This is a genomic window from Halomonas citrativorans (genome assembly GCF_014898005.1).
Taxonomy (GTDB): Bacteria; Pseudomonadota; Gammaproteobacteria; order Pseudomonadales; family Halomonadaceae; genus Vreelandella; species Vreelandella citrativorans.
This window is the reverse complement of record NZ_JABUYX010000003.1, coordinates 263328-285048: the sequence shown is the minus strand read 5'-3', so window position 1 is coordinate 285048 and position 21721 is coordinate 263328. Positions and strand designations below refer to the sequence as shown.

At 51.9% G+C, this 21721-nt stretch carries 24 protein-coding genes and 1 rRNA gene; 12 read left to right on the top strand and 13 right to left on the bottom strand.

The genetic code is table 11. The features are described 5' to 3' along the window. Positions 1-136 precede the first annotated feature (136 nt). Positions 137-252, top strand: a 5S ribosomal RNA gene (gene rrf / locus INT20_RS06425). Positions 253-604: 352 nt separating this feature from the next. On the opposite strand, the gene INT20_RS06420 is transcribed toward rrf, so the two are convergent. The 3 genes from INT20_RS06420 to flgA all read right to left on the bottom strand — a co-directional run bounded on the left by INT20_RS06420 (position 605) and on the right by flgA (position 2065). Next, positions 605-1054, bottom strand: coding sequence for a flagella synthesis protein FlgN (locus INT20_RS06420; protein WP_193056611.1), 450 nt, complete (start codon positions 1052-1054; stop codon positions 605-607). An 11-nt stretch (positions 1055-1065) separates the two neighbouring features. Next, positions 1066-1332 carry a flagellar biosynthesis anti-sigma factor FlgM gene (flgM, locus tag INT20_RS06415; RefSeq protein ID WP_192527248.1) on the bottom strand — a complete coding sequence of 89 codons (267 nt, stop codon included), beginning with the start codon at positions 1330-1332 and terminating at the stop codon, positions 1066-1068. Positions 1333-1417: 85 nt separating this feature from the next. Continuing rightward, positions 1418-2065 carry a flagellar basal body P-ring formation chaperone FlgA gene (gene flgA, locus INT20_RS06410; RefSeq protein ID WP_319643846.1) on the bottom strand — a complete coding sequence of 216 codons (648 nt, stop codon included), beginning with the start codon at positions 2063-2065 and terminating at the stop codon, positions 1418-1420. Positions 2066-2317: 252 nt separating this feature from the next. Here flgA and flgB point away from each other — a divergent pair, with 252 nt between their 5' ends. The 11 genes from flgB (at position 2318) to flgL (ending at position 13781) form a co-directional block, all read left to right on the top strand. Continuing rightward, on the top strand, positions 2318-2749 hold the full coding sequence (gene flgB, locus INT20_RS06405; RefSeq protein WP_087109121.1) for a flagellar basal body rod protein FlgB: 432 nt from the start codon (positions 2318-2320) through the stop codon (positions 2747-2749). A 27-nt stretch (positions 2750-2776) separates the two neighbouring features. Further along, positions 2777-3187 carry a flagellar basal body rod protein FlgC gene (gene flgC, locus INT20_RS06400; RefSeq protein WP_087109119.1) on the top strand — a complete coding sequence of 137 codons (411 nt, stop codon included), beginning with the start codon at positions 2777-2779 and terminating at the stop codon, positions 3185-3187. A 2-nt stretch (positions 3188-3189) separates the two neighbouring features. After that, entirely contained in the window at positions 3190-3885 is a 696-nt protein-coding gene (locus INT20_RS06395) for a flagellar hook assembly protein FlgD (protein WP_193056609.1), read from the top strand. Between the two features lie 36 nt (positions 3886-3921). Further along, positions 3922-6018 carry a flagellar hook-basal body complex protein gene (locus INT20_RS06390; RefSeq protein ID WP_193056608.1) on the top strand — a complete coding sequence of 699 codons (2097 nt, stop codon included), beginning with the start codon at positions 3922-3924 and terminating at the stop codon, positions 6016-6018. Positions 6019-6049: 31 nt separating this feature from the next. Beyond that, a complete protein-coding gene (gene flgF, locus INT20_RS06385) occupies positions 6050-6808 on the top strand; it encodes a flagellar basal-body rod protein FlgF (RefSeq protein WP_087109113.1) in 759 nt (252 codons plus the stop codon). 33 nt (positions 6809-6841) lie between these two features. After that, positions 6842-7624 (top strand): flagellar basal-body rod protein FlgG, encoded by a 783-nt coding sequence (gene flgG, locus INT20_RS06380; RefSeq protein ID WP_087109111.1) that lies wholly within the window; start codon positions 6842-6844, stop codon positions 7622-7624. A gap of 25 nt (positions 7625-7649) precedes the next feature. Then, positions 7650-8339, top strand: a complete 690-nt coding sequence (locus INT20_RS06375) for a flagellar basal body L-ring protein FlgH (RefSeq protein WP_087109109.1) — start codon at positions 7650-7652, stop codon at positions 8337-8339. Between the two features lie 46 nt (positions 8340-8385). Continuing rightward, entirely contained in the window at positions 8386-9516 is a 1131-nt protein-coding gene (locus tag INT20_RS06370) for a flagellar basal body P-ring protein FlgI (RefSeq protein ID WP_193056607.1), read from the top strand. After that, complete coding sequence (gene flgJ / locus INT20_RS06365; RefSeq protein ID WP_193056606.1) at positions 9516-10535, top strand: flagellar assembly peptidoglycan hydrolase FlgJ; 1020 nt, start codon at positions 9516-9518, stop codon at positions 10533-10535. The genes INT20_RS06370 and flgJ overlap by 1 nt, the downstream gene beginning before the upstream one ends. Positions 10536-10597: 62 nt before the next feature. After that, on the top strand, positions 10598-12517 hold the full coding sequence (gene flgK, locus INT20_RS06360; protein WP_193056605.1) for a flagellar hook-associated protein FlgK: 1920 nt from the start codon (positions 10598-10600) through the stop codon (positions 12515-12517). A 16-nt stretch (positions 12518-12533) separates the two neighbouring features. Next, the gene (gene flgL / locus INT20_RS06355; RefSeq protein WP_193056604.1) at positions 12534-13781 is read left to right on the top strand and encodes a flagellar hook-associated protein FlgL; all 1248 of its coding nucleotides are present in this window, start codon (positions 12534-12536) and stop codon (positions 13779-13781) included. A gap of 57 nt (positions 13782-13838) precedes the next feature. Here the strand turns inward: flgL and fliR are convergent, their stop codons facing one another. The 10 genes from fliR to fliI all read right to left on the bottom strand — a co-directional run bounded on the left by fliR (position 13839) and on the right by fliI (position 21721). After that, complete coding sequence (gene fliR, locus INT20_RS06350; RefSeq protein ID WP_087109099.1) at positions 13839-14630, bottom strand: flagellar biosynthetic protein FliR; 792 nt, start codon at positions 14628-14630, stop codon at positions 13839-13841. 4 nt (positions 14631-14634) lie between these two features. Continuing rightward, positions 14635-14904: a flagellar biosynthesis protein FliQ gene (fliQ, locus tag INT20_RS06345; protein ID WP_087109097.1), complete on the bottom strand. Its 270-nt coding sequence runs from the start codon at positions 14902-14904 to the stop codon at positions 14635-14637. Positions 14905-14931: 27 nt separating this feature from the next. Next, positions 14932-15699 (bottom strand): flagellar type III secretion system pore protein FliP, encoded by a 768-nt coding sequence (gene fliP, locus INT20_RS06340; RefSeq protein WP_140398986.1) that lies wholly within the window; start codon positions 15697-15699, stop codon positions 14932-14934. Between the two features lie 8 nt (positions 15700-15707). Beyond that, entirely contained in the window at positions 15708-16145 is a 438-nt protein-coding gene (fliO, locus tag INT20_RS06335) for a flagellar biosynthetic protein FliO (RefSeq protein ID WP_193056603.1), read from the bottom strand. Next, the gene (gene fliN, locus INT20_RS06330; protein ID WP_193056602.1) at positions 16142-16729 is read right to left on the bottom strand and encodes a flagellar motor switch protein FliN; all 588 of its coding nucleotides are present in this window, start codon (positions 16727-16729) and stop codon (positions 16142-16144) included. Before fliN ends, fliO begins: the two co-directional genes overlap by 4 nt. Further along, complete coding sequence (fliM, locus tag INT20_RS06325) at positions 16726-17781, bottom strand: flagellar motor switch protein FliM (RefSeq protein ID WP_087109091.1); 1056 nt, start codon at positions 17779-17781, stop codon at positions 16726-16728. The genes fliN and fliM overlap by 4 nt, the downstream gene beginning before the upstream one ends. 20 nt (positions 17782-17801) lie before the next feature. Beyond that, positions 17802-18278 (bottom strand): flagellar basal body-associated protein FliL, encoded by a 477-nt coding sequence (fliL, locus tag INT20_RS06320; protein WP_087109089.1) that lies wholly within the window; start codon positions 18276-18278, stop codon positions 17802-17804. 152 nt (positions 18279-18430) lie between these two features. After that, positions 18431-19858, bottom strand: a complete 1428-nt coding sequence (locus INT20_RS06315; protein ID WP_193056601.1) for a flagellar hook-length control protein FliK — start codon at positions 19856-19858, stop codon at positions 18431-18433. A gap of 19 nt (positions 19859-19877) precedes the next feature. Then, positions 19878-20330, bottom strand: coding sequence for a flagellar export protein FliJ (gene fliJ, locus INT20_RS06310; protein WP_192527266.1), 453 nt, complete (start codon positions 20328-20330; stop codon positions 19878-19880). Next, positions 20327-21721 carry a flagellar protein export ATPase FliI gene (gene fliI, locus INT20_RS06305; protein WP_193056600.1) on the bottom strand — a complete coding sequence of 465 codons (1395 nt, stop codon included), beginning with the start codon at positions 21719-21721 and terminating at the stop codon, positions 20327-20329. Before fliI ends, fliJ begins: the two co-directional genes overlap by 4 nt.

Here is a 21721-nt window from a genome sequence, read left to right as displayed (position 1 = left end):
TGAGGCTTGACCCTATAACACCCAAGGGGTCTGGTCGCAGTGACAACGATGACTACCGGATACGCGCGCTGGGCGAGCAAACGCCTGGCACGAGAGACGATCACACGACACAGCATGATGTACATTGACAGTTACGCCTGACGACCATAGCGAGCGTGAACCACCTGATCCCTTGCCGAACTCAGTAGTGAAACCGCTTAGCGCCGATGGTAGTGTGGGGTCTCCCCATGCGAGAGTAGGTCATCGTCAGGCACTTATTGTGAAAAATCCCCCGGGGCTCAGGCCGCGGGGGATTTTTTTTGCGTGTAAGAAAAGTAGAACCCATCACTATTCAATAGATTTTCTTTCCTAATCCTAAAAAGCTACCAGTATCGGCAGGCGTGAAAGCATTTACGTGCATGAGCGCCTAGATGGGGGGAGGTTACGCAGTTAACCGTTAACAAGCGTGGTGCGGTTGAGGCTAAAAGCCCATTCATTACGGCATGACCGGTGCTGCCGTTGGCCCTGGCAATTGGAGCGGTATAACGTTCGGGTAACTGAGCCAGTAATAAAAAGGTAGGCTTTTATTGAAGTTGTAGAAGGGATACTTGTCTAAAGGGAATAACTAAGCGGATGCGTTGATCCTTCCTGACTGCGCGCTATTACGCCCATCAGGTTTATAGAGTGTTTTTTCCGCAATTCGGCGTATATAGTCCAGCATTTCCTGATTGTGCTTCATGCGTACCGACAGCATCTGGCCGGTTAGTTCGTTCATGCGCGCAACACGCTCGCTCTTTTCGAGTAGCGTTTCCCAGGCCGTTTGACAGCCAGCATCACGAGCAGCCAAACGTGCCCCGTTGGCGTTGTCTTCATAGCCAAGTCGCTTTTGAACATTGCGGCGTAGCGTTTCAATGCGCTCTATATCGGCCAGCAGCGCTTGTTTACCTTCTGCTGTATCGGCAAGCGCTTTTCCGTCAATGTCACCCTGCGTTAAGAGTGTTTGCTCACTCGATAATAGCGCCACTAGCTCATCAATACGCTGCTGCTGGTCGGAAAGCAAACGGGCAAGGCTCATAATACGCTACCTTATAACTCTGAAAGATTGGCAATCAAGCCATCTGCAATACGGTCAGCCCGCATTTCGAGGCGGCCCTCACGAATGGCATCGCGAATCTCTTGAACTTTTACCATATCGATATCCTGCGTATCATCGAAATGAGAATGGCTAAGCTGAGTAGATTCACGCGTTTGACCGGCGACTTCAGCCGCCTTGGGCCCGCCCATCTTTTGTGTTTCATCACGTTGCTGCGCTTGGTTCGAGCGTAACAATGAATTGAGGTTATCAATGTTCACGTTGTATGCCTTATGGTCAACGTCTGTGTATTCGGCGTCAGTGATAACAACTATCGGCCCTGGTGGTTAAAACTTTAGACCAGATCTAAAAATCCACCACTAAAATGCCTTGTTCATTAATTCGTGCCGTTACTATTTCACGGGTATCAAAGCGCACGCGAACCTGGTCTCCTACCCCTCCGCTTTCCAGCACTTCTCCCTCGCGTGAAACGCGAAAAGCATTGCCTTGAGCGATGACCATAACCCGCTGACCGCGCTCAACAACTGAAGGCGTTTGTAAGAAGTGCGTTAAAAAGGTACTGCCACTTCGAATCTGCCGCTGAGCAACCTTGCCAACAATTTCTTCTTCATTGGTTAGGGCTTGCGACGACAGCTTCCCCAAATTGCCACTTTGCTCAACGAGCATATCAGGGGTAATCAGTGTGCCACGATTAATATCGTGCTGCGCCACCCAGTAGTTGCCAATAACATCAATTTGGGCCTGTAAATAGCGCACTTGCTGATGTGTTTCACCGCAGCGAACGCCTACCGAAACACGCCCTAAAGGTGATTGACCCGCATTGGGCAAAAAAGGTTCCGGCTGAACGCAGGGCGGTAAGTGAGGAGAAGGGGGGCGCACGTCGATGACCACCTCCTCTCCTAGAGGCTGCGTTTGTTGATACAAGAACTGATGCACTTCCTGCATGAGCGCATCGTCTGCCTGTGCGCTTGAGAAACACGCCAAACAGACCACCAGTGAAAAATAGCGCGTGAACACTGCTGAGAAGCAACGTTTTATGTGCAGCGGATGTGACATGGCGGGGCAGCTCAGCAGGCGGGGGATAACGAGATTTAGTCAGTAAGTGTAGCGAAAAAGAAGTAGATGAAACAGACGAAATGCTGGTGTAAACGCTAGCTGTTCCATGCTTTGGGCTGACAGCCGTAAGCGTATTCTTCACCATCGATAAATTTAATTTTTTTGCCTCCCGGCGAGCGAGGGCGCGGCATGCTTGATCAACTAGAATCTGCCTTTAACTACCACCAGCAGGCATTAGGCTTGCGTCAATCGCGTCATGAAGTGCTGGCCGCTAATATTGCGAATGCCGACACGCCAAATTATAAGGCGCGGGACATTGATTTTGCCAACGAGCTTAAAAAAGCCGTTGACGGTGGCGTTTCACAACAGGGCAGCCAAGGGGGGTTAACGCTCGCTCGGACGTCTGGGCAGCATTTAGCCGGTGCCGGGCCTGCTTGGCAAGGCGCCGGTAATGCGGCGTTACTGTACCGAATTCCTTCCCAGCCGAGTCTGGACGGCAATACGGTTGAGATGGATCGCGAGCGTACTCAGTTTGCTGATAATGCCGTGCGTTACCAAGCGGCGCTTACGATCATGAATCGCCGTATCCAGGGTCTAAAAAACGCAATGCAGCCTGAGTAGGCCAGCAAACTGCGTAGGAGATAAATGATGTCGATGTTTTCAGCGTTTGATGTTGCTGGCTCTGCCATGAGTGCTCAATCCCAGCGAATGAACGTCACCGCCAGCAATATGGCCAACGCCGATAGTATTGCCGGGCCTGATGGTGAAACATACCGCGCGAAACACGTGATGTTTGAAGCGCAGGCACAAAACACCCGTTTTGGTATTGGTGGCGTGAGAGTCTCCGACATTGTGGAAGACGACTCACCGCTGCGTCTGGAATACATGCCCAATCATCCCGCAGCTGATGAAGAGGGCTATGTGGCCAAGCCCAATGTAGAGCCTGTGCATGAAATGGTGAATATGATTTCCGCGTCCCGCTCTTATCAGGCGAACGTAGAGGTATTCAATACCACAAAACAGATGATGATGCAGACGCTGTCACTGGGTGAGGGGTAATCATGAGTAGTATCGATACGAGTGTTGTTAATAGTATTAACAGCGGTGGCTCTAACGGTCTATCGGCTCGCCAGTCAGACGAGCTTCGCAATAGCTTTATGACTCTGCTGATCACCCAGCTGCAGAACCAGGACCCGCTAAATCCGATGGAAAACGCGGAAATGACGTCCCAGCTGGCGCAAATCAACACGGTAAGTGGCATTGAAGAGCTGAATAGCACACTTGAAGGCATTACCAGCCAAATGGATGCCAATCAGGCGTTACAGGCGAGCGGTCTAATTGGTAAAGGCATCATGGTGCCCGGTAAGGATGTGTTGCTGGAGCAAGATAACGAAGGGAAATTGTATACAACACCCTTTGGGATAGAGTTGGCAGAACCAGCGAAGAGCGTTAAGGCGACGATTGTTGGTGAAGGTGGTCAAGTCATCAAAACTTACGACGATCTAGGCCCTCTAGATGCCGGCGTTCACTCATTTGATTGGCCTGGATTGAGTGACCAAGGGGCAGCCGCTGCCAGTGGTCGGTATTCGATTCAACTAGAGGCGGCCGACGCTGAAGGTGAAAGAGTTGAATCCACAGCCTTGCAGTATGCGGTGGTCAACCGCGTGACGCCTAACGACGGTAGTGGAAGCGTGCGGCTGGATTTAGGCGCTATTTATGGCCAAATCAGCCTGAATGACGTTAAACAAATTCTTTGACTATTCGCTAAACAATATCTTTTTCAGGGGAACATCATGAGCTTTTCACAAGCACTTAGTGGTCTGAACGCTCAGCGTGAGAAATTAGGCGCTATCGGTAACAACATTGCTAACTCGCAGACAGTCGGTTTTAAAAGTTCAAATGTACAATTTGCCGACGTATTTGCTGAATCACGCATAGGGCTTGGTGTACGCACATCTGCCGTATTGCAAGATTTTACCCAAGGCAATGTTGAGTCTTCATCACGTAATATGGACTTGGCCATTTCAGGGGAAGGATTCTTCCGCTTTCAGCAGCCCAATGGTGAAGTGGGTTACTCACGTAACGGCCAACTAACCATGACGGCGGACGGACGTTTAGTAAATGCCCAAGGCGCGCAAATCATGGGGTACGCAGCAGACGCTGAAGGCAATGTACAGGCAGGTGGCGCTGTGCAAGCATTGGCAGTAGATGCGGGGAACTTGGCTGCTAATGCGACTACTTCTGCATCTACCTCTCTTAATTTGGATTCACGAGTGCAGGCCGGTACTGGACTACAGCAAGTACAAGTAACTACTGATTTGATGAACCCTGATAATCCAACGAGCCAAGAAGACCTGAGCTATAACTTTAGCTCTAACTTTACCGTCTATGACTCATTGGGTAATCCAAGAAATATGACAGTTTATTACGAAAAGCGCCCAGAAGCTGAAAATAGCTGGTTGGGAAAAGTAGTAATGGATGGGTACTACAGTACGAACTCGGATCCTGTTGGCTTGGCCGCAGGCAGTGTGGTTGAGGGAGTTGTTGATGCTCAAGAAGTTGTTAAAGACTCGTACGATAACCTGCTAAGTAGCATGTCCGATGTTCAAACTGGTTTGCAAAGTTTGCAAACAGCCATTGAAAATGCCGCTACCACAGCAAATACTAATGGGGCTACTCAAGAGCAGGTTATTGCAGCTGTAAACAGTGCCGCACAGAGTTTTGCCTCAAGCGCAGGTTTTTCTCTGAGTGAGGTTTTGGATAAATACCTAAATGGTCAGCAAGTAACACCTGGGGCTAATGCTGTCTACGCAGCTTACATTGCTGAAGTTCAAGCGCAGATGGATGGCGCTACCGACGCAGATGGCGTTGTTACTGCAGCAACATCTATTGATCCATTAAATGACCCTTCAACAGTTGGAGCATTTAATAACTTCATTGCAACTCGTCAAACAGCGATTGTAGGTGAAGCGCCTGTGCAGTTGGCTTCTGCAGTTCAGAGTGCAACCGACCTTATTGTTAATGCAGCTACAGGCGGTGATATCGCTGCTCAAAATAACGCAGCTCAAGCGACAGATTTGGAGGCAGACGCAAATACTATTGCGGAGATCCAAGCAGTTGCAAACAATCTCGCACAACAAGCTTTAGTTGGTGTTAATGATCCGGACGTTGCTGACGCTGTGAATAACGTAATAGCCGCTACAGCATCCGCAACAGGATCAATTTCGGCAGTCGTGCAAGCTGCACAAGCTGCAGATCCGGGAGAAGCTTTTGAGGCCTATGGTGTTAACGATTTTGTTATTGAATTTAATCAAAACGGTACCTTAAAGCGAGTAGGGCAGCCGCAGCTGGCTGACGGTGGTGGTGTAGAGTACGTAGATGTAGCCAATAACCGCCCAAATATTAATTATGCCAGCGACCCTTCTACTCCACTTGGGGGAGCAACTGAAGCGCTTAGCTTTGATATAAACCTGGCGGGTAGCACTCAGTCTGGTAATGCCTCGGTAGCCAATGATGTATCTCAAGATGGGTATGCATCCGGCTCTTTAGTTGGCGTTACTATCCAGGATGATGGCACCATTATGCGCAATTACTCTAATGAGCAATCGCTTGCTGCGGGCCAAGTAGCTATGGCGAGTTTTCGTAATCCAGAAGGGTTGAAGCCAGGCGGCGATAACCTTTGGACGGCCACAGCCTCCTCTGGTCAGGAACTGGTGGGCGCTCCAGGGACAGGAATGCGAGGCTTAATACAAGCTGGCGCCACTGAAGCCTCCAACGTTGATATGGCCCAGGAACTGGTGAGTATGATTGTCGCTCAGCGCGCCTATCAAGCCAACTCACAAACCATCAGCACCCAGGATGAGCTCCTGCAAACCATTATTAACCTTTAATAATGGGCTTTTCGTGTAAGGAGTAAATCACTTGGATCGGATGCTATATACCGCCATGAGCGGTGCTAAAAACGCCATGGATCAGCAGTCGGTGGTCAGCAATAACCTAGCGAACGTGACCACCACCGGCTTTCGTGGGCAGCTTCAGGCGGCGCGCTCGGTGCCTGTGCAAGGCGAAGCGTTCTTGGCAACGCGTACGTCTGTCATGACCACTACGCCAGGAAGTGATTTTTCACAAGGCCCGGTTGAGTTTACCGGGCGTGCACTGGATATCGCGATGCAGGGTGATGCCTGGATGGCGGTGTTAGCCGATGACGGTACGGAAACCTACACACGCCGTGGCGACCTGCAACTGGATAGTGATGGCGTCCTGCTAAACGTAGGGCGTCCAGTGATGGGCGATGGTGGTCCTATTGCGGTGCCTCAAGGAGCGCAGGTATCCATCGGCGCTGACGGCACGATCAGCGCTATTCCTGAAGGCGAGGGCCCAGAAGCGCTCGTTGATGTTGGCCGGATCAAATTGGTAACGCCTGACGAGCAGGCTCTGACACGCGGTGACGATGGCTTATTTCGTGCTCCGCTCAATGACGAGGGAGCACCTGGTGTGCTGCCAGCAAACGAGGATGCTCGTTTGGTCAGCGGTGCGCTTGAAGGCAGTAATGTCAGCGCGGTGGATGCCATGGTCGCGATGATTGATGTCGCGCGACGTTACGATATGCAAATGAAAGTGCTCAGCACCGTTGATGAGAATGCTCAGCGGGCCAACAGCATGCTCTCTATTCAGGGCTGATAGCAGCCGCCTAACAAGGGAACACGAACACTCATGATTACTTCTTTGTGGACTGCTAAAACCGGGCTTGAGTCTCAGCAAACGAAATTGGATGTTATATCCAATAACCTGGCCAACGTGAGTACCAATGGCTTTAAGCGTTCGCGCCCCGTGTTTGAAGACTTGCTGTACCAAAATATGCGTCAGCCAGGTGCACAGAACAATATCCAGGACCGACTGCCTTCAGGTATGCAGGTCGGTACCGGCGTTCGCGCCGTGGCCACCGAGCGTTTACATACTCAAGGTGGCCTGGAGCAAACCGAAAACTCGCGTGACCTTGCTATCAACGGCGAAGGTTTTTTCCAAGTGCTGTTGCCTGATGGTACAAGTGGCTATACCCGGGACGGAAGCTTCCAGCTCAACGAAAATGGTCAGATGGTAACGGCGAACGGCTACCCGCTGGAGCCAGCTATTTTTGTGCCGGAAAATGCCTTGGCTGTGACTATCGCTGAAGATGGTACGGTAAGTGTTCGTCAGCCAGGCGTTGCGGTAGACAACGACATTGGCCAAGTTACGCTGACATCGTTTATTAATCCCGCTGGTTTAGAAAGCATAGGTGGAAACCTTTACTTGGAAACCGGTGCCTCCGGTGCTCCCAATGAAAATATACCGGGTATTAACGGTGCCGGGCGCTTGTTCCAAGGCTACGTCGAGACCTCGAACGTGAACGTTGTGGAAGAGATGGTTAGCATGATCCAAACCCAGCGCGCGTATGAGATTAACAGCAAAGCCGTATCTACCAGCGATGAAATGTTGGCACGTTTGAGCCAGCTATAAAGAGCGCGTTGAGGTTTATTGAACCATGCGGGATTTTTACCATGTTAGCCGTCGGCTAAGCGTTATTGCTTTGCTGTTTTTTACCTTACTGGCGGCCGGCTGTGCCCAGATACCCCGCGCCTCAGTAGTGGGTGAACAAGAGCAGATTGAAATTGTGGATCGCCCACCGCCTATTCCCAATGGCTCAATTTACCAAGCCCGGCAAGGCTATCAGCCGCTGTTTGAAGACCGTCGACCAAGAGCAATGGGGGATATCCTCACCATCGTGTTGGATGAGCAGGTAAGCGCCAGCAAAAATGCGCGTACCAATGCGTCGCGTAACGGCAGCGCATCGCTGGATCTTGCCCAGTTGCCTGATGTACTCGACACCCTGGCTGAATATGGTTTCGATATTGCCGGGGCCAGCGATTTTAACGGCGGCGGCGGTGCGCAAGCGAACAACTCGTTTACCGGCACTATTACCGTCTCGGTTTTAGAAGTCATGAATAACGGTAACTTGCGCGTTAGGGGCGAAAAGCAGATCGGTATTAACCAAGGGACCGAGTTCATACGTTTTTCAGGCGTCGTGAATCCACGCACGATTACCACCCAGAATACGGTGCCCTCCACGCAAGTAGCGGATGCGCGCATAGAGTATGTGGGGGATGGCTATATTAATGAAGCTCAGCACATGGGATGGCTGCAACGCTTTTTCTTGAATATTTCGCCCTTCTAATGGTACCTGGAATGGCTAAACAACTTAGTGGCCTAGAGTGATCGTCATGCAGCTAAACGGTTTTCGATTAATTAAAATGCGGCTGGCGCAACTGGGTGCTCTGCTACTTATGTGCCTACTTGCTTTACCCGTTTATGCCGAGCGCGTGATTGAGTTAGCCAGCTTTGCAGGCGTGCGCGATAACCAATTGGTGGGTTATGGTTTGGTGGTCGGGCTGGATAGCACGGGTGACCAAACAACCCAGGCCCCCTTTACCAGCCAAAGCCTCTCCAACATGCTGTCTCAGCTTGGCGTGACTATTCCGCCGGGCACTAATATGCAGCTACGTAACGTAGCGGCGGTAATGGTGACCGCAGATCTACCGCCTTTTTCGCGTCCAGGTCAGCGTGTGGATATTGTGGTTTCATCTATTGCCAACGCGCGTAGCTTACGCGGGGGGACGCTATTGATGACACCGTTAAAAGGTGCGGATGGCGATACCTATGCGATTGCTCAAGGCAATATGCTGGTAGGCGGTGCGGGTGCCCAGGCAGGCGGTAGCAGCGTACAGGTTAACCAGCAAGCAGCGGGCCGCATCCCCGGCGGCGCACTGGTTGAACGTGAAGTAGCACTTAACCTGGGCGGCAATGGCGGGATGCTGGAGCTGCAGTTAAATGAATCAGACTTCGGTACCGTGCAGCGTATGGTGACCGCGATTAATAACGAATTTGGCCAATCGGTGGCCTATGCCCGTAATGGACGTGTCATTGCGCTGGATGGCCCTGTCGACGCTAACGCGCGGGTCAACTTTATGGCACGCGTAGAGAACGTTCAGATAACGCCCACTGAAGCGCCGGCCAGAGTGGTATTGAATTCGCGTACTGGTTCCGTGGTAATGAACAGTGCCGTGACGTTACGCCAGGCAGCGGTCGCCCATGGCAGCTTATCAATCACTATCGATAGAAACCTGGGTGTGAGCCAGCCAGGCCCGTTTAGCCAGGGCCAAACCGTTGTGGTGCCGGATACGGATATCGATATTGAGCAGCAGGAAGCGTATCTACAAATCGTAGAGGGTGCTCAGCTTACAGACGTGGTTAATGCGCTGAATGCCTTGGGGGCGACACCTCAGGATTTGATGACGATTCTTGAGGCGCTAAAAGCGTCTGGGTCGCTGCGTGCCGAGCTGGAGGTGATTTAATGAGCGTCTCTAATGATATGGCCGGCCAGTTTGCGTTAGACGTTCAGGGGTTTCAGCGATTGCAGCATACGGCACGCATCGACCCGGAAGCGGGGGTAGACTCAGCCGCCCAACAGTTTGAAGCGCTCTTTGTACATATGATGATGAAGAGCATGCGTGACGCTATTCCCTCTTCAGATCTGATGAGTAGCACGACGACGGATACCTATCAGCAGATGCTGGACCAGCAGTGGTCGCAGGTCATTGCATCCAAAGGAATAGGCCTGGCAGATGTACTGGTCGAGCAGCTTCAGCGCCAGGGTGTGGTGGGCGAAGAACATGTAGCTGATCAAGAATTACAAGCGCTCATTGCCGGTATTCCACGCGGCACTCCACGTGTGCTGGATGGCGCCATACAGCCGCAAGGAGAGCACCCTTCTAACTCTCCGGGAAGCGGTCGCTTTCTGTCAGAATTGGATGCGATACGCAAGCGTGCTGACGTTGGTGAGCAGACATCACTTGGCATGTCTGGCGCTAATAACAACGCGCCAGAGCATGTGCAGCGCTTTCTCGATAAATTGGCGGTTCCCGCGCAAGCTGCCAGTAAAGCAAGCGGTGTTCCCGCCGAGTTGATATTAGCCCAGGCAGCCTTGGAAACCGGCTGGGGGCAGCATGAAATAGCCACCCGTCAGGGAGGCAACAGCCATAACCTGTTCGGGATTAAAGCGGGTAGCCATTGGCAGGGTAAAACCACCGATATTGTGACGCATGAATATATTAACGGGCGCCGCACACAGGTGGTTGATACGTTCCGTGTCTATGATTCATTTGAGCATTCGCTTACTGATTATGCCAACCTGATCGGCAAAAATTCGCGTTACGCAGCGGTGGTGCAGGCGCCCAATGCCGAGCAAGCCGCGCATGCGTTGCAGCGAGGCGGCTATGCCACAGACCCACGCTACGCCCAAAAGCTGATAGCCGTTATGAATACCATGGGGTCGCTAACAACAGAGAGCACCTACCTGGCGGATTCGCGCTAGGTAGGGCTCAAGTTTTTTAGGGTGCTGCCGATATATTAGGTATCGGCCTAAGGATATCAACCATGAGCATGTTTTCTGTTGGCTTAAGCGGCCTTAATGCTGCCCAGAATGCCTTAAACACCACCAGTAATAACATCAGCAATGTTTACACGCCGGGCTACAACCGTGAACTCACTCAGCTGGGTGAGGGCAATGTAGGCGGTGGTGTGAAAGTGGATGCCATTGAGCGACAGTTTAATACCTACGTCGCTAATCAGCTTAATAGCGCGAAGACACAATCGAGTGCGCTTGAGACCTATAACAATCAGGTCTCGCAAATCGATAACCTGCTGGCCGACCGAGCCGCTGGTTTGGCGCCGCTGATGCAGGGCTTCTTTTCTTCGCTTGAAGACCTGGCAAGCTCGCCGTCTGACCCGGCCGCTCGTCAAGGGGTGCTTGGAACAGCAAGCACATTAAGTGCTCAGTTTCGATCCTTTGATGGCTATCTGCAGGATATGCAGAGCAATATTAATAGCCAAATCAAGGATGAAGTTACCCAAATTAATAACTCGCTTGAGCAGATTGCGGGGCTGAATAAAGAAATTTCTCTGGCGCGTGCGCGTACGGGGGATGCGCCTAATAGCCTGCTTAACCAGCGCGATCATCTGGTTTCTGAGCTTAACGAGCGAATGGATCTGCGCCTGAATATTCAGGACGGTAAAACCTATAACATTAGCCTTCCCAACGGCCAGCCGCTCGTGACGGGTACAGACTCCTTTAAACTCGAGGCTGTACAGGCTGACAACGACCCACAACGCACCATCGTTGGCTATCGCGATGGTAGTGGTAACGTTGTAAAGTTAAATGAGTCAACGATAAAAGGCGGTACGCTGGGCGGACTAATGGCGTTTCGTTCCGAGACGTTGGATAAAACGCAGAACCAGATTGGTCAGCTGGCTGTTTCGCTCTCGGTTGCTTTTAACGATCAGCATAAAAAGGGTGTGGACCTGGATGGCGAATTGGGTGGGGACTTCTTTGAACTAAGTAAGCCGCTAGGATACAGCTATAAAGGCAATGCCTCTGAAATAGCATCCGTTGAATTCGATACGGATAATATTGATGAGCTACGCGCTACAGACTACACCATCAGTTATCGCAATGACGCGTTTAGCGTGACACGTAATGACAGTGGTGACGAGGTGGACTTCACATTGGATGGCGGAGTACTGTCCTTTGGTGGCGTTAATGTTGCCTTTGAGAGTACGCCACAGAATGGCGATAAGTTCGAAATTCAGCCTGTTCGTCGCGCCGGCCAGGATATGAAGGTGGCGATTACGGACGGGGATAAAATAGCCGCAGGTGATGCAGGCTTAGACGGTGAAGAAGGCAGTTCTCTTACTTCATTTAAACACTCGGGTGATTTAGCCGTTGATGACCTGAAGATGTCGCCAGGGGCGTTCTCTAACCATAAAGAGTATACGTTAACGCTGGATTCAGAGGGTGCGCTAAAGGTAGAGCCAGCGGGGGCAACGGTCCGCGTTGATGGTCAGCCGTTTGATGTGGATAGCGGTGAATTAGAGGAAGGCCAAGCGGTTGAAATTGATGGGATGAGCTTTACACTTTCCTCACGTCCTGCTGATGGTGAAACGGCGACGTTAACGGTTGCTCAAAACATTATCGCGGCCTCGGCTGATAACCGTAACGCATTAGCTTTGCAAAAGTTGCAGAGTGAGGCAGTGGTAGGAGGTTCAGCTTCCGTGAGTTCCGGCTACGCCTCCATTGTGAGCGATGTCGGTAACCGCGCTAATATTACCCAGGTTAACCTGGACGCGCGTCAAGGACTCACCGATCAGCTGCGTGCGGTGCAGCAGTCTGAGTCTGGTGTAAACCTGGACGAAGAGGCTGCCAATCTGATTCGCTACCAGCAGTACTATATGGCCAACGCACGTGTTATTGATACGGCTGGCTCGATTATGGACACTATCTTGAACCTGCGCGGTTAATCCAGGAGTCTAGGCTATGCGTATTAGCAGCGTAACGATGTTTGAGCAAAGCACGGCCTCCATGAATCGCCAGCAAAGTGATTTCTTAAAGGTGAGTCAGCAACTCGCCAGTGGTCGTCGGGTAGTCAACCCCTCGGATGACCCGCAGGCGGCCTCACGTGCGGTGGGCGTTGATCAGTCAATCTCTATTACTGAGCAATACGCTGATTCGCGTGTCTCGGCTCGCAACTCAGTAGCACAAACAGAGAGTATCCTCAATAGCGTGAGCGATGCGGTAATCCGCGCAAAAGAGCTGCTCATCCAAGCCTCTAGCGATACGCTTAGCGATGTGGACCGTGAGTCGGTTACCAGTGAATTAAAAGGCGTTTACGAAACGCTCATCGGTCAGGCAAATGCGACCGATGGTAGTGGACGTTATCTATTTGGCGGTTACAAGGATAATGCGCCTCCGTTTGCTAAAAATGCAGAAGGCAGCGTTGAATATAATGGTGATGCGAATAGCCGCGAGCAGCAGGTTGATTCATCTCGGTTAATGCCGGTGACTGAAAATGGTAAAACCATTTTCCAAAGTGTGCCAAGCAGTGCTAGCTATGTGGCAAAAGCAGCGCCAGAAAATGACGGCAATGTGACCTTTTCGGGCCCTAATGTTAAAGATGTCACTGATGATAATTATGGGGAAGCATTCACCGTCGAATTCAGTGTCGATGGTGGTAGCGGTGATATTACGTATAGGGTAACCGGGCCTGATGGTGACATTACTCCCGATGGTCAAACCGCACCTGGTCCGTTTGCTTATACGGGCGATGGGCAGCAGCTATCGTTTGGCGGCATCAGCATTACCCTTACCGGGGAACCGGCAGACGGCGACGAAATTTCCATGGCCCGCCCAGGAACTCCAGAGCAGCCTGCAGATCTCTTTAAGACCCTGGAAGCGGCGATTGGCGTGCTTGAAAATCCCGCACAAACGGATACCGAAAAAGCGGCTATGCGTAACACCTTAAATAGCTCGATGCGCGAACTGGATAACGCATTGGATAACGTGCTGACCGTGCGTGCCTCTGCAGGCGCACGTCTTAATGAGTTGGACGTTATTGATGCGGTGGGCAGTAACCGCATGATGAACTATACGCAAACGCTGTCGGATCTAGTAGATCTGGATTATGTGGAGGCTATTTCCGAGTATAGCCTGCGCCAAGTGGGCATGCAGGCCGCGCAGAAGACGTTTGTCGATGTGAAGGGGTTATCACTGTTTAACTATATGTAAAAACAGATAAGAGCATGATATTAGCCCTGTCACGGTTATTTACCGTAACAGGGCTTTTTAGTTTAAAGGAGCCATCGCCTCTATCAGATTTTGCATCATTCCCAGCCCTTGGCTAAAGAGGGCCTGTAGAAAACGGTCAATACGCGTCATTAAGACCATCAAGAGCGTTAGCCCGACGGTGAGTGAGGTGGGAAAGCCAATATTGAACACGGTGAGCTGTGGGGCAGAGCGATTAAGAATACCGAGACATAGGTTGATAATCAGTAACGCGCCCACAACGGGTAGTGCTAGCAGCATACCTGCGGCGAAAATAGTGCCTGCGTAGCGGGCCAGAAGATCGAAGGCCCCCGGGTTCAAACCGGCTATCCCGATGGGCAGTGTCTCAAAACTCATGATCAGCGTTTCAAGTACCATTAGGTGGCCGTTAAATGCTAAAAACATGAGCAATGTGATCATATATAAAATGCGTGATAGCACCATAATGTTGGTGCCACTAGAAGCATCAAAGAACGTGGCAAACGCGAGCCCCATTTGTAAGCCAATATACTCACCTGCCGCCTGAACAACCGCAAATATAATATGCATGACCAGCCCTATGGCTAGTCCGATCACTATTTGCTCTACCATGATCCCTATGCCTGCCCAGGACATAATGGCGACGTTCGGCATGGCTGGGAGAATCGGTGCAATCACAATGGTCACTAACGCGGCGATTCCCACTTTTGCCTGGTTAGGGATGCTGGAATGTCCCCACAGCGGGGAAACGGCCATAAATGCTGTAATGCGCGCAAAGGGCCATAAAAAGGCTATCAACCAGCCTTGCAACTGAGCAAAGGTGATTTCCACCATGGCACTACATCACCATGTTGGGAATGTTAGTAAACAGTCGTGTCGTAAAATCCGTAATCAAGCTAATCAACCACGGGCCCGCCAAAACCAGAACGGCAAACACCGCCAGGATTTTAGGGATAAAGGTGAGCGTCATTTCGTTAATTTGCGTGGCCGCTTGAAAAAGGCTAACAAGTAAACCGGTAAAAAGCGCCGCCAGCAGTATGGGGCCTGCTAGAAATAGTGTGACGCGCATGCCTTGATACGCCATGCTCATTACCACCTCAGGGGTCATGCTTGCTCCTTGCCGCTGGCGCGGCACCTAGGTAACGTAAAAGCTTTGGGCGAGTGAGCCAACGATTAACTGCCAACCGTCAACCAGTATAAAAAGCATTAATTTGAACGGTAATGAAATTGTCACGGGCGGCACCATCATCATTCCCAACGCCATTAACGTGCTGGCGACCACCAGGTCGATAATCAAAAAGGGAATGAAAATAGTAAAACCGATTTGAAAGGCAGTTTTAAGCTCGCTGGTGACAAAGGCAGGCAATAACACGCGCATGGGGAGCTCTTCAGGACCTTGCAAAGGTCCTACGTCTGCCAAGCGGACGAATAGGGCTAAATCAGGCTCCCGCGTTTGGGCAAGCATAAACTCACGAAACGGTAGCTGGGCACGCAGCAAAAACTCTTCAAAATTAATCGTCTCGTTCGATAGAGGCTGCCAGGCTGTGTCATACACCTGAGAAAGAACGGGTGACATGATAAAAAAGGTTAGGAACAGCGCGATACCCAGCAGCACCTGGTTGGGTGGTGTTGCCTGCGTGCCCATCGCGGTTCGCAGCAGGCTCAGCACAATAATGATCCGTGTAAAGCTGGTCATCATCAGTAGCATCGCTGGCAGGAACGCCAGCGAGCTTAAAAGCAGCAGTGTTTGAAGCGATAGCGACCACTGCTGACCGCCATCCTCAAGCGGTTGAGAGATAATGCCTGGCAATTGTTGTGCATGCACGGGGTTAGTCAACATACAAAGTGCGACAGCAACGCCAAACAGCAGCCAAAGCTGCCAGTAGGACCTAACGGAGTGCATCCTATGCCTCATGGTGTTTGATGTGGGTCGGTATCGGAGCCTTTACGCCGACGCTTTGCCAGCGCCTGAGAAAGCCGTTGTGCAAAAGGCGGCGAATCAGAACGAGGGGAAGGAGCAGGTCTGTCGTCAGGTGCCGGGCGCTCATGCAGCTTGGTGACTCGGCCATTGCCTACTCCAAGAACCAGCCACGTGTCTTCAATTTCGACGACGACGACGCGCTCGCGATTGCCGACCGCCGTGCTCGTAATGACGCGTAGGTGGGCTCCCAGTTGCGGGCGAGCATTCTGCCAGCGCTTTAAGAGCGCTGTGCAGAGTAGAATCATGACTATAACCAATGCCAAGGCAGCGGCGGTTTTACCGAACATGGCCATGCCGATAAACGCATCACCGCTGCTGCCTAGCGCATCGATAGTTCTATCTTGCAATGGAGAGGTGTCAGCACTCATCGGTTAAGCTTGTGAATGCGCTCAGAGGGTGTGATGATTTCGGTAATACGAATACCGTATTTGTCTTCGATAACAACGACTTCACCCTGCGCGATCAAGTAGCCGTTAATGAGAATATCCATCGGCTCGCCTGCCAAGCCTTCGAGCTCAATCACTGACCCTTGGGCAAGCTCAAGCAGTTGCTTGATCGTAAGCTTCGTCCGGCCAAGTTCCACGGTCAGTTTTACCGGGATATCCATGACCATTTCAAGATCGCGTGTCTGCTTGCTTTCGTCAGCGGGACTTAGCGGCCTAAATATTTCATCGCTGGCGGGTTTCGCGGCTGAAGTGTCTGGCGCTGCATCCTCAGGGGTTGGGGCCTCCTCCTCGGCGGCTTCTTGTTCAGCCATTGCGGCTGCCCAAGGATCTTCCTCGCTGGCCGTATCGGCAGTGTTTGTCGTCTCCTCTTGTTCAGCCATTGCGGCTGCCCAAGGATCTTCCTCGCTAGCCGTATCGGCAGCGTTTGGCGTCTCTTCTTGCTCAGACATGGCGTCCGCCCAATCGTCATCGGAGACATTTTGATCGGGTTTATTAGGATCAGTCATGCTTTGGATTCCTTGGCTTGCTGTCGCTTCGAACCTTTAATAAAGTCCAGTGACGATACGTTATTCATAGCGGCATGGTCGATCATATGGAGAACGCGCAGCGCATGCTGCTGGCGCTGGCTACCATACTCGCACTCCATGACCGGGACTCCATCAACACGAGCGGTAATCGTATCGGGAATATCCAGCGGCAATACATCGCCTTTCTTTAGCCCCATTACCTGTGCAATACGGCTAGGTATTTGAGCAAACTCTGCCACCAGCTCTACTTCTGATTGGCGTATCTCGCTGGCCATGCGTCGGGACCAGGTGCCGTCATGGTCCTGATTACTGTCGTTAATAGGATTGGCGAGCAGATCCCGCAGAGGCTCAATCATGGCGTAGGGCATGCAAATCTGGAAATTACTTGAGAGATTGCCCACTTCAATATTGAACTTGGTGTTGACGACAATTTCGTTCGGTGAATTGGTGATATTAGCAAACTTGGCCTGGACTTCAGAGCGCACAAAATTAACGTCGACCGGATACACGACCTTCCATGCTTCCTGGTAGGCATCAATTGCCAAGTTCAGAAGACGGTAAATAATACGCTGTTCTGTATTGGTAAATTCACGGCCGTCTGATTTGGTAACAAAACGGCCATCGCCACCAAACAGATTGTCTACCACCATAAAAACAAGGTTAGGTGGGAAAACCACCAATGCCGAGCCACGCAATGGCTTCATTGCTACCAGGTTTAAGTTGGTAGGTACCGGCACGTTACGCGAAAACTCGCTAAAGCTTTGGTAACGGACGGACTCCACCGTGATGTCAGCGCTACGCCGAATCAAGTTAAACAAGCCATTTCGGAAATAGCGGGCAAATCGCTCATTAATAAAGTCGAATGCATGTAAGCGCTCACGGATGACCCTATGTTGTGTTGAAGGGTCATAAGGGCGAATGCGCGTCTCGCTAGCTGGCTGCGAAGAGGAGGGCGATGGTTCTTCATCACCACTGACGCCTTTTAGTAAGGCATCAATTTCTTCCTGGGACAGTAGATCGTCCTGCGACATGAACGGCTCCAGTGCCCGGGTTATTGCACAATAAATTCAGTAAACAGCACTTCGCGTAGATCAAGCGGCGGCTGATTTTCCGTCAGGGGTACGCCAAGGCGACTGATAATCGCTTGTGCTAGCTGCTCCTTACCTTCTGTGGAGGTAAGTTCACTGGCTTGCTTGCCTGAGAGTAAAATCAGCAGACGGCTACGCACTTGAGGCATGTGCTCTTCGATAATCGCTTTGCTCTCTTCATTGCCAACACGCAGCGTAATTCCTGTATACAAGAGGCGAGAACCATAGCGATCATCTGCAAGGTTGACCGTAAAAGGATCAATTCGCGTAAATACAGGCGTTTCACGCTCTGCTGGTAGCTGTGATTCGCCATCAGCACTCTGTTCATTACGCTGGTCAAGCACCATATAAATGGCTGCTGCTGCCCCTGCTGAGGAAAGGAGCACCAGAACAATCATTATCCAGAGCAGTTTTTTGGATCCGCCACTTTTTTCAGCCATTAGTCGTTCCGTTCCCATAATCGCCACACACCACTGATTACGCATTATGCCTAATATGGCGGGCGGTGATGAAATGAACAGGCTCGCTTGGCGAGCCTATCTTTTGGTTTTGCGCACCTGGGCGCGTGAGTCGCTACTCGTACAACGAATATTTAAGCGTAAAGATCAACCCGCCCATCAAGGGGGTGTGAAATATTCTCCGCAACGGGCGCTAGCGTGTCCTGATCACTGTCCGTTACGCTACTGCCCACCTGCGCACCAGCGTTATTGCCTTTTTCAGCAAAGGCCTGTTCATTGGAATTATGCTGCTCGCCAACGGAGGTTTCGCCTAACGAAATACCCTGCTCTGCTAGTGCTTCACGAAGCTGAGGAATCGCTTGTTCAACCACTTGGCGAACCTGCATGTGCGACGATAAGAAGTGTGCTTGTGTCCCTTGCTCACTGACTTTCAAGGTAATTGACAGTGGCCCAAGCTCAGCAGGATGTAGTTGCATCTTAATCTGTTGCTCGCCTCCGCGCTGAGCGAACTGAACCAACTGCTGGCCAAGCTGTGAAGACCAGGCAGGACTGCTGACTGGTGTTCCCAGCGAAGCGTGTGAAGATGGCATCGACGAGGACGCTGCTACAGGGGCATTACCGGCGGAGGCTGAGTTCGGGAACCCAGCAGCGGTTGGTTGGCCACCACGTAAAAGCGGTTCAAGCTCGTCTGGCGTTGCCAGCGGCGCTGAGGGCGTCAATGGGCCAATTTTTGTCAAAACATCCTGGCTGTTGGCAACGGTTGGTTGGCCGTTAGCGGTGCCCAGCTTTGTCGCAATAGCGTTGGTTGTAGAAAGAGTGCTTGAGGCATCGTGACGATAGGCGCCACTGCTCAACGGTTGGCTCTGCGGCCCTTTGTGAGTAGCTAATGCCCCAGTACTGCTTTGTGTCGTAGCGGTAAGCATGACACTTAACGCGCTAACAAGCTGACCCGCTTCCTCTTCGCTAAGATGCGAGAGTAATTCAATGGCGTTGTCTGAGTGCTCTAACGCCATACCCGGCTGGGGGTCTATGCCGAGTGCACTGAGCAATTCAGCGGTCTGCTCTTGGCTCAGGTCGAGCTGTTGGAGCAGTGCCTCAAGCTCGGGCGCTACCCCTTGAAGCGCTTCAGCCGGCTCGGCTGGTTCTGCAAAGGAAGCAAGCAGGTTCATGCGAGCAGCAATTTCATCAAGAAACGTTAATGGCTCGCTGTTGGGCGGATCAATCGCTAGCTCTGGCGTTAACATATCGCTCGTTGCGACCTCATCAAGAGGCGTTAATGACTCGCTGTTTAATGGATCAACCGGCTGCTGTGACGCTAACGTGTCGCTTGCTGCGAGTGATAACCTGGCCTGTAATGAGGCAAGCTGTTTTTGAACCTGTGCTGGCGTTTGGCTGTCTACTTCCGTAGCACGTAATGGCGCATTAGTTGATGGCAAAGTAGCTGCTTGAGATAACGCTTGGCGAAAAAGATCCGGCGTATTTACAGACGCAGAGAGAGGCGAGCTGGCCATTGAGGCAGAACCCTGATTCTGTGCACCTGACAGCAATAGCTGTATGTTCATTTATCGTTCCTCAGTGCCACTAATGCGGTTTTTCATTGTGCTGGCGAGCCAGGCGGCTGGTCACCAAGTCATCATTGGTTTTTTGCTCATGGCGTTCAAGACGACGGTGCTCTTCTGATAGCCGACGGGTAGTCAGTGTATCGTAGGAAGAGAGCTTGCGCTGCTCTTGTTGCCAGTGCTGTTGACTCTGTTGAACGCGCTGCTGTTGAGCGATTAACGCTTGGCGAGCACGACTTAACGCAGCGTCAAGTGAGGCCAGAAACTGCTGATAGTTGTACATGGTAGCGGGGTCAATACCTTCACGCATGGCCTTTTGCAAACGCTCGGCATACTCCGTGCGATACTGGCTAAGCGACTGCAACTGAGCGGCCGTCTGCTGCTCGGTTTGTCGCTCATGTGCAAGCAATTGACCTGCCTGGTCGCGAGCATCCTTGGCTAAACCCGTTAACATTTCTAGCTGTGAATGGCTCATGTTCGACCTCCCACTACGGTATGCAGTGCCTGGCGTGAATCCTCAAGCGTGGCACACTCGCTAATGTTTTGTTGAAGAAAGCGCTCAAGCGCGGGAAAAAGGTTCACCGCTTCGTCAAGCCTTGCGTCGTGGCCTGGGCTATAAGCACCGACGCTAATCAAATCCCGATTACGCTGATAGCGAGAAAACATTTGCTTAAAAGCGCGGGCTTCCTGCAGTTGTTCCGGTGTGGCAATTGCCGTCATCGCACGGCTAATGGAGGCTTCAATATCAATAGCCGGGTAGTGGCCCGCTTCAGCAAGGCTGCGAGATAGCACAATATGGCCATCCAGAATTGCTCGAGCAGAGTCGGCAATCGGGTCCTGCTGATCATCACCTTCGGTAAGCACGGTATAAAATGCGGTAATGGATCCGCCGCCACGCTCAGCATTGCCTGCCCGTTCAACAAGGCCTGGTAGCTTGGCAAATACGGAGGGTGGATACCCTTTGGTTGCTGGTGGCTCACCAATGGCGAGGGCGATTTCACGCTGGGCCATAGCATAACGAGTTAACGAATCCATAATCAGCAACACATTGCGCCCAGCATCGCGAAACCCTTCGGCCAGCCGTGTCGCATAAGCGGCCCCCTGGAGGCGCTGCAGCGGCGAGGTGTCGGCTGGCGCAGCGACGACTACAGAACGACGTCGGCCCTCCGGCCCTAGAATGTGATCAATAAAATCTTGTACTTCTCGACCACGTTCACCAATTAAGCCCACCACGATAACATCGGCTTGGGTATAGCGAGCCATCATGCCCAGTAGCACCGATTTACCGACACCGGAGCCTGCAAACAGGCCCATTCGCTGGCCTCTACCGACACTTAAAAGCGCATTGATGGCACGAATGCCAACATCAATCTGGTCTTCAATCGGCGCGCGGGATAGCGGATTCAGTGGCGCCGAGCTAAGCGTTGCATGGGTTACTTCCTCAACGCTTTCACGATCATCCAAAGGGTTGCCGTTGCCGTCTAAAACGCGGCCCAATAATTCATCTCCGATGGGAAAACGGCGTGCGCTGTGCCCGCTTCCATCGCCAAGTGGAGAGACTCTGGCGCCAGGCATCAGCCCGGAAATTTCTTCCAGCGGCATAAGGAAGAGTTTGTCGCCCGCAAAGCCGACCACTTCGGCTTCTGCATGTTTGTCGCTGTCGGTAAGGCGCCCATCAGGGCCAGAAAGCTCTATACGGCAGGCGCTGCCAACGGCTACGCGCAGCCCAACGACCTCAATCACCATGCCGGTCGCGCGTGTTACGCGGCCGCTACTGCGCTGGTGCGGTAAGCGGCTTATCCGCTGCGTGGTGCGGCGTATTGCTTTATGCCAGCGGTGTTGATGAGGACATGTTGAGTCAGACAT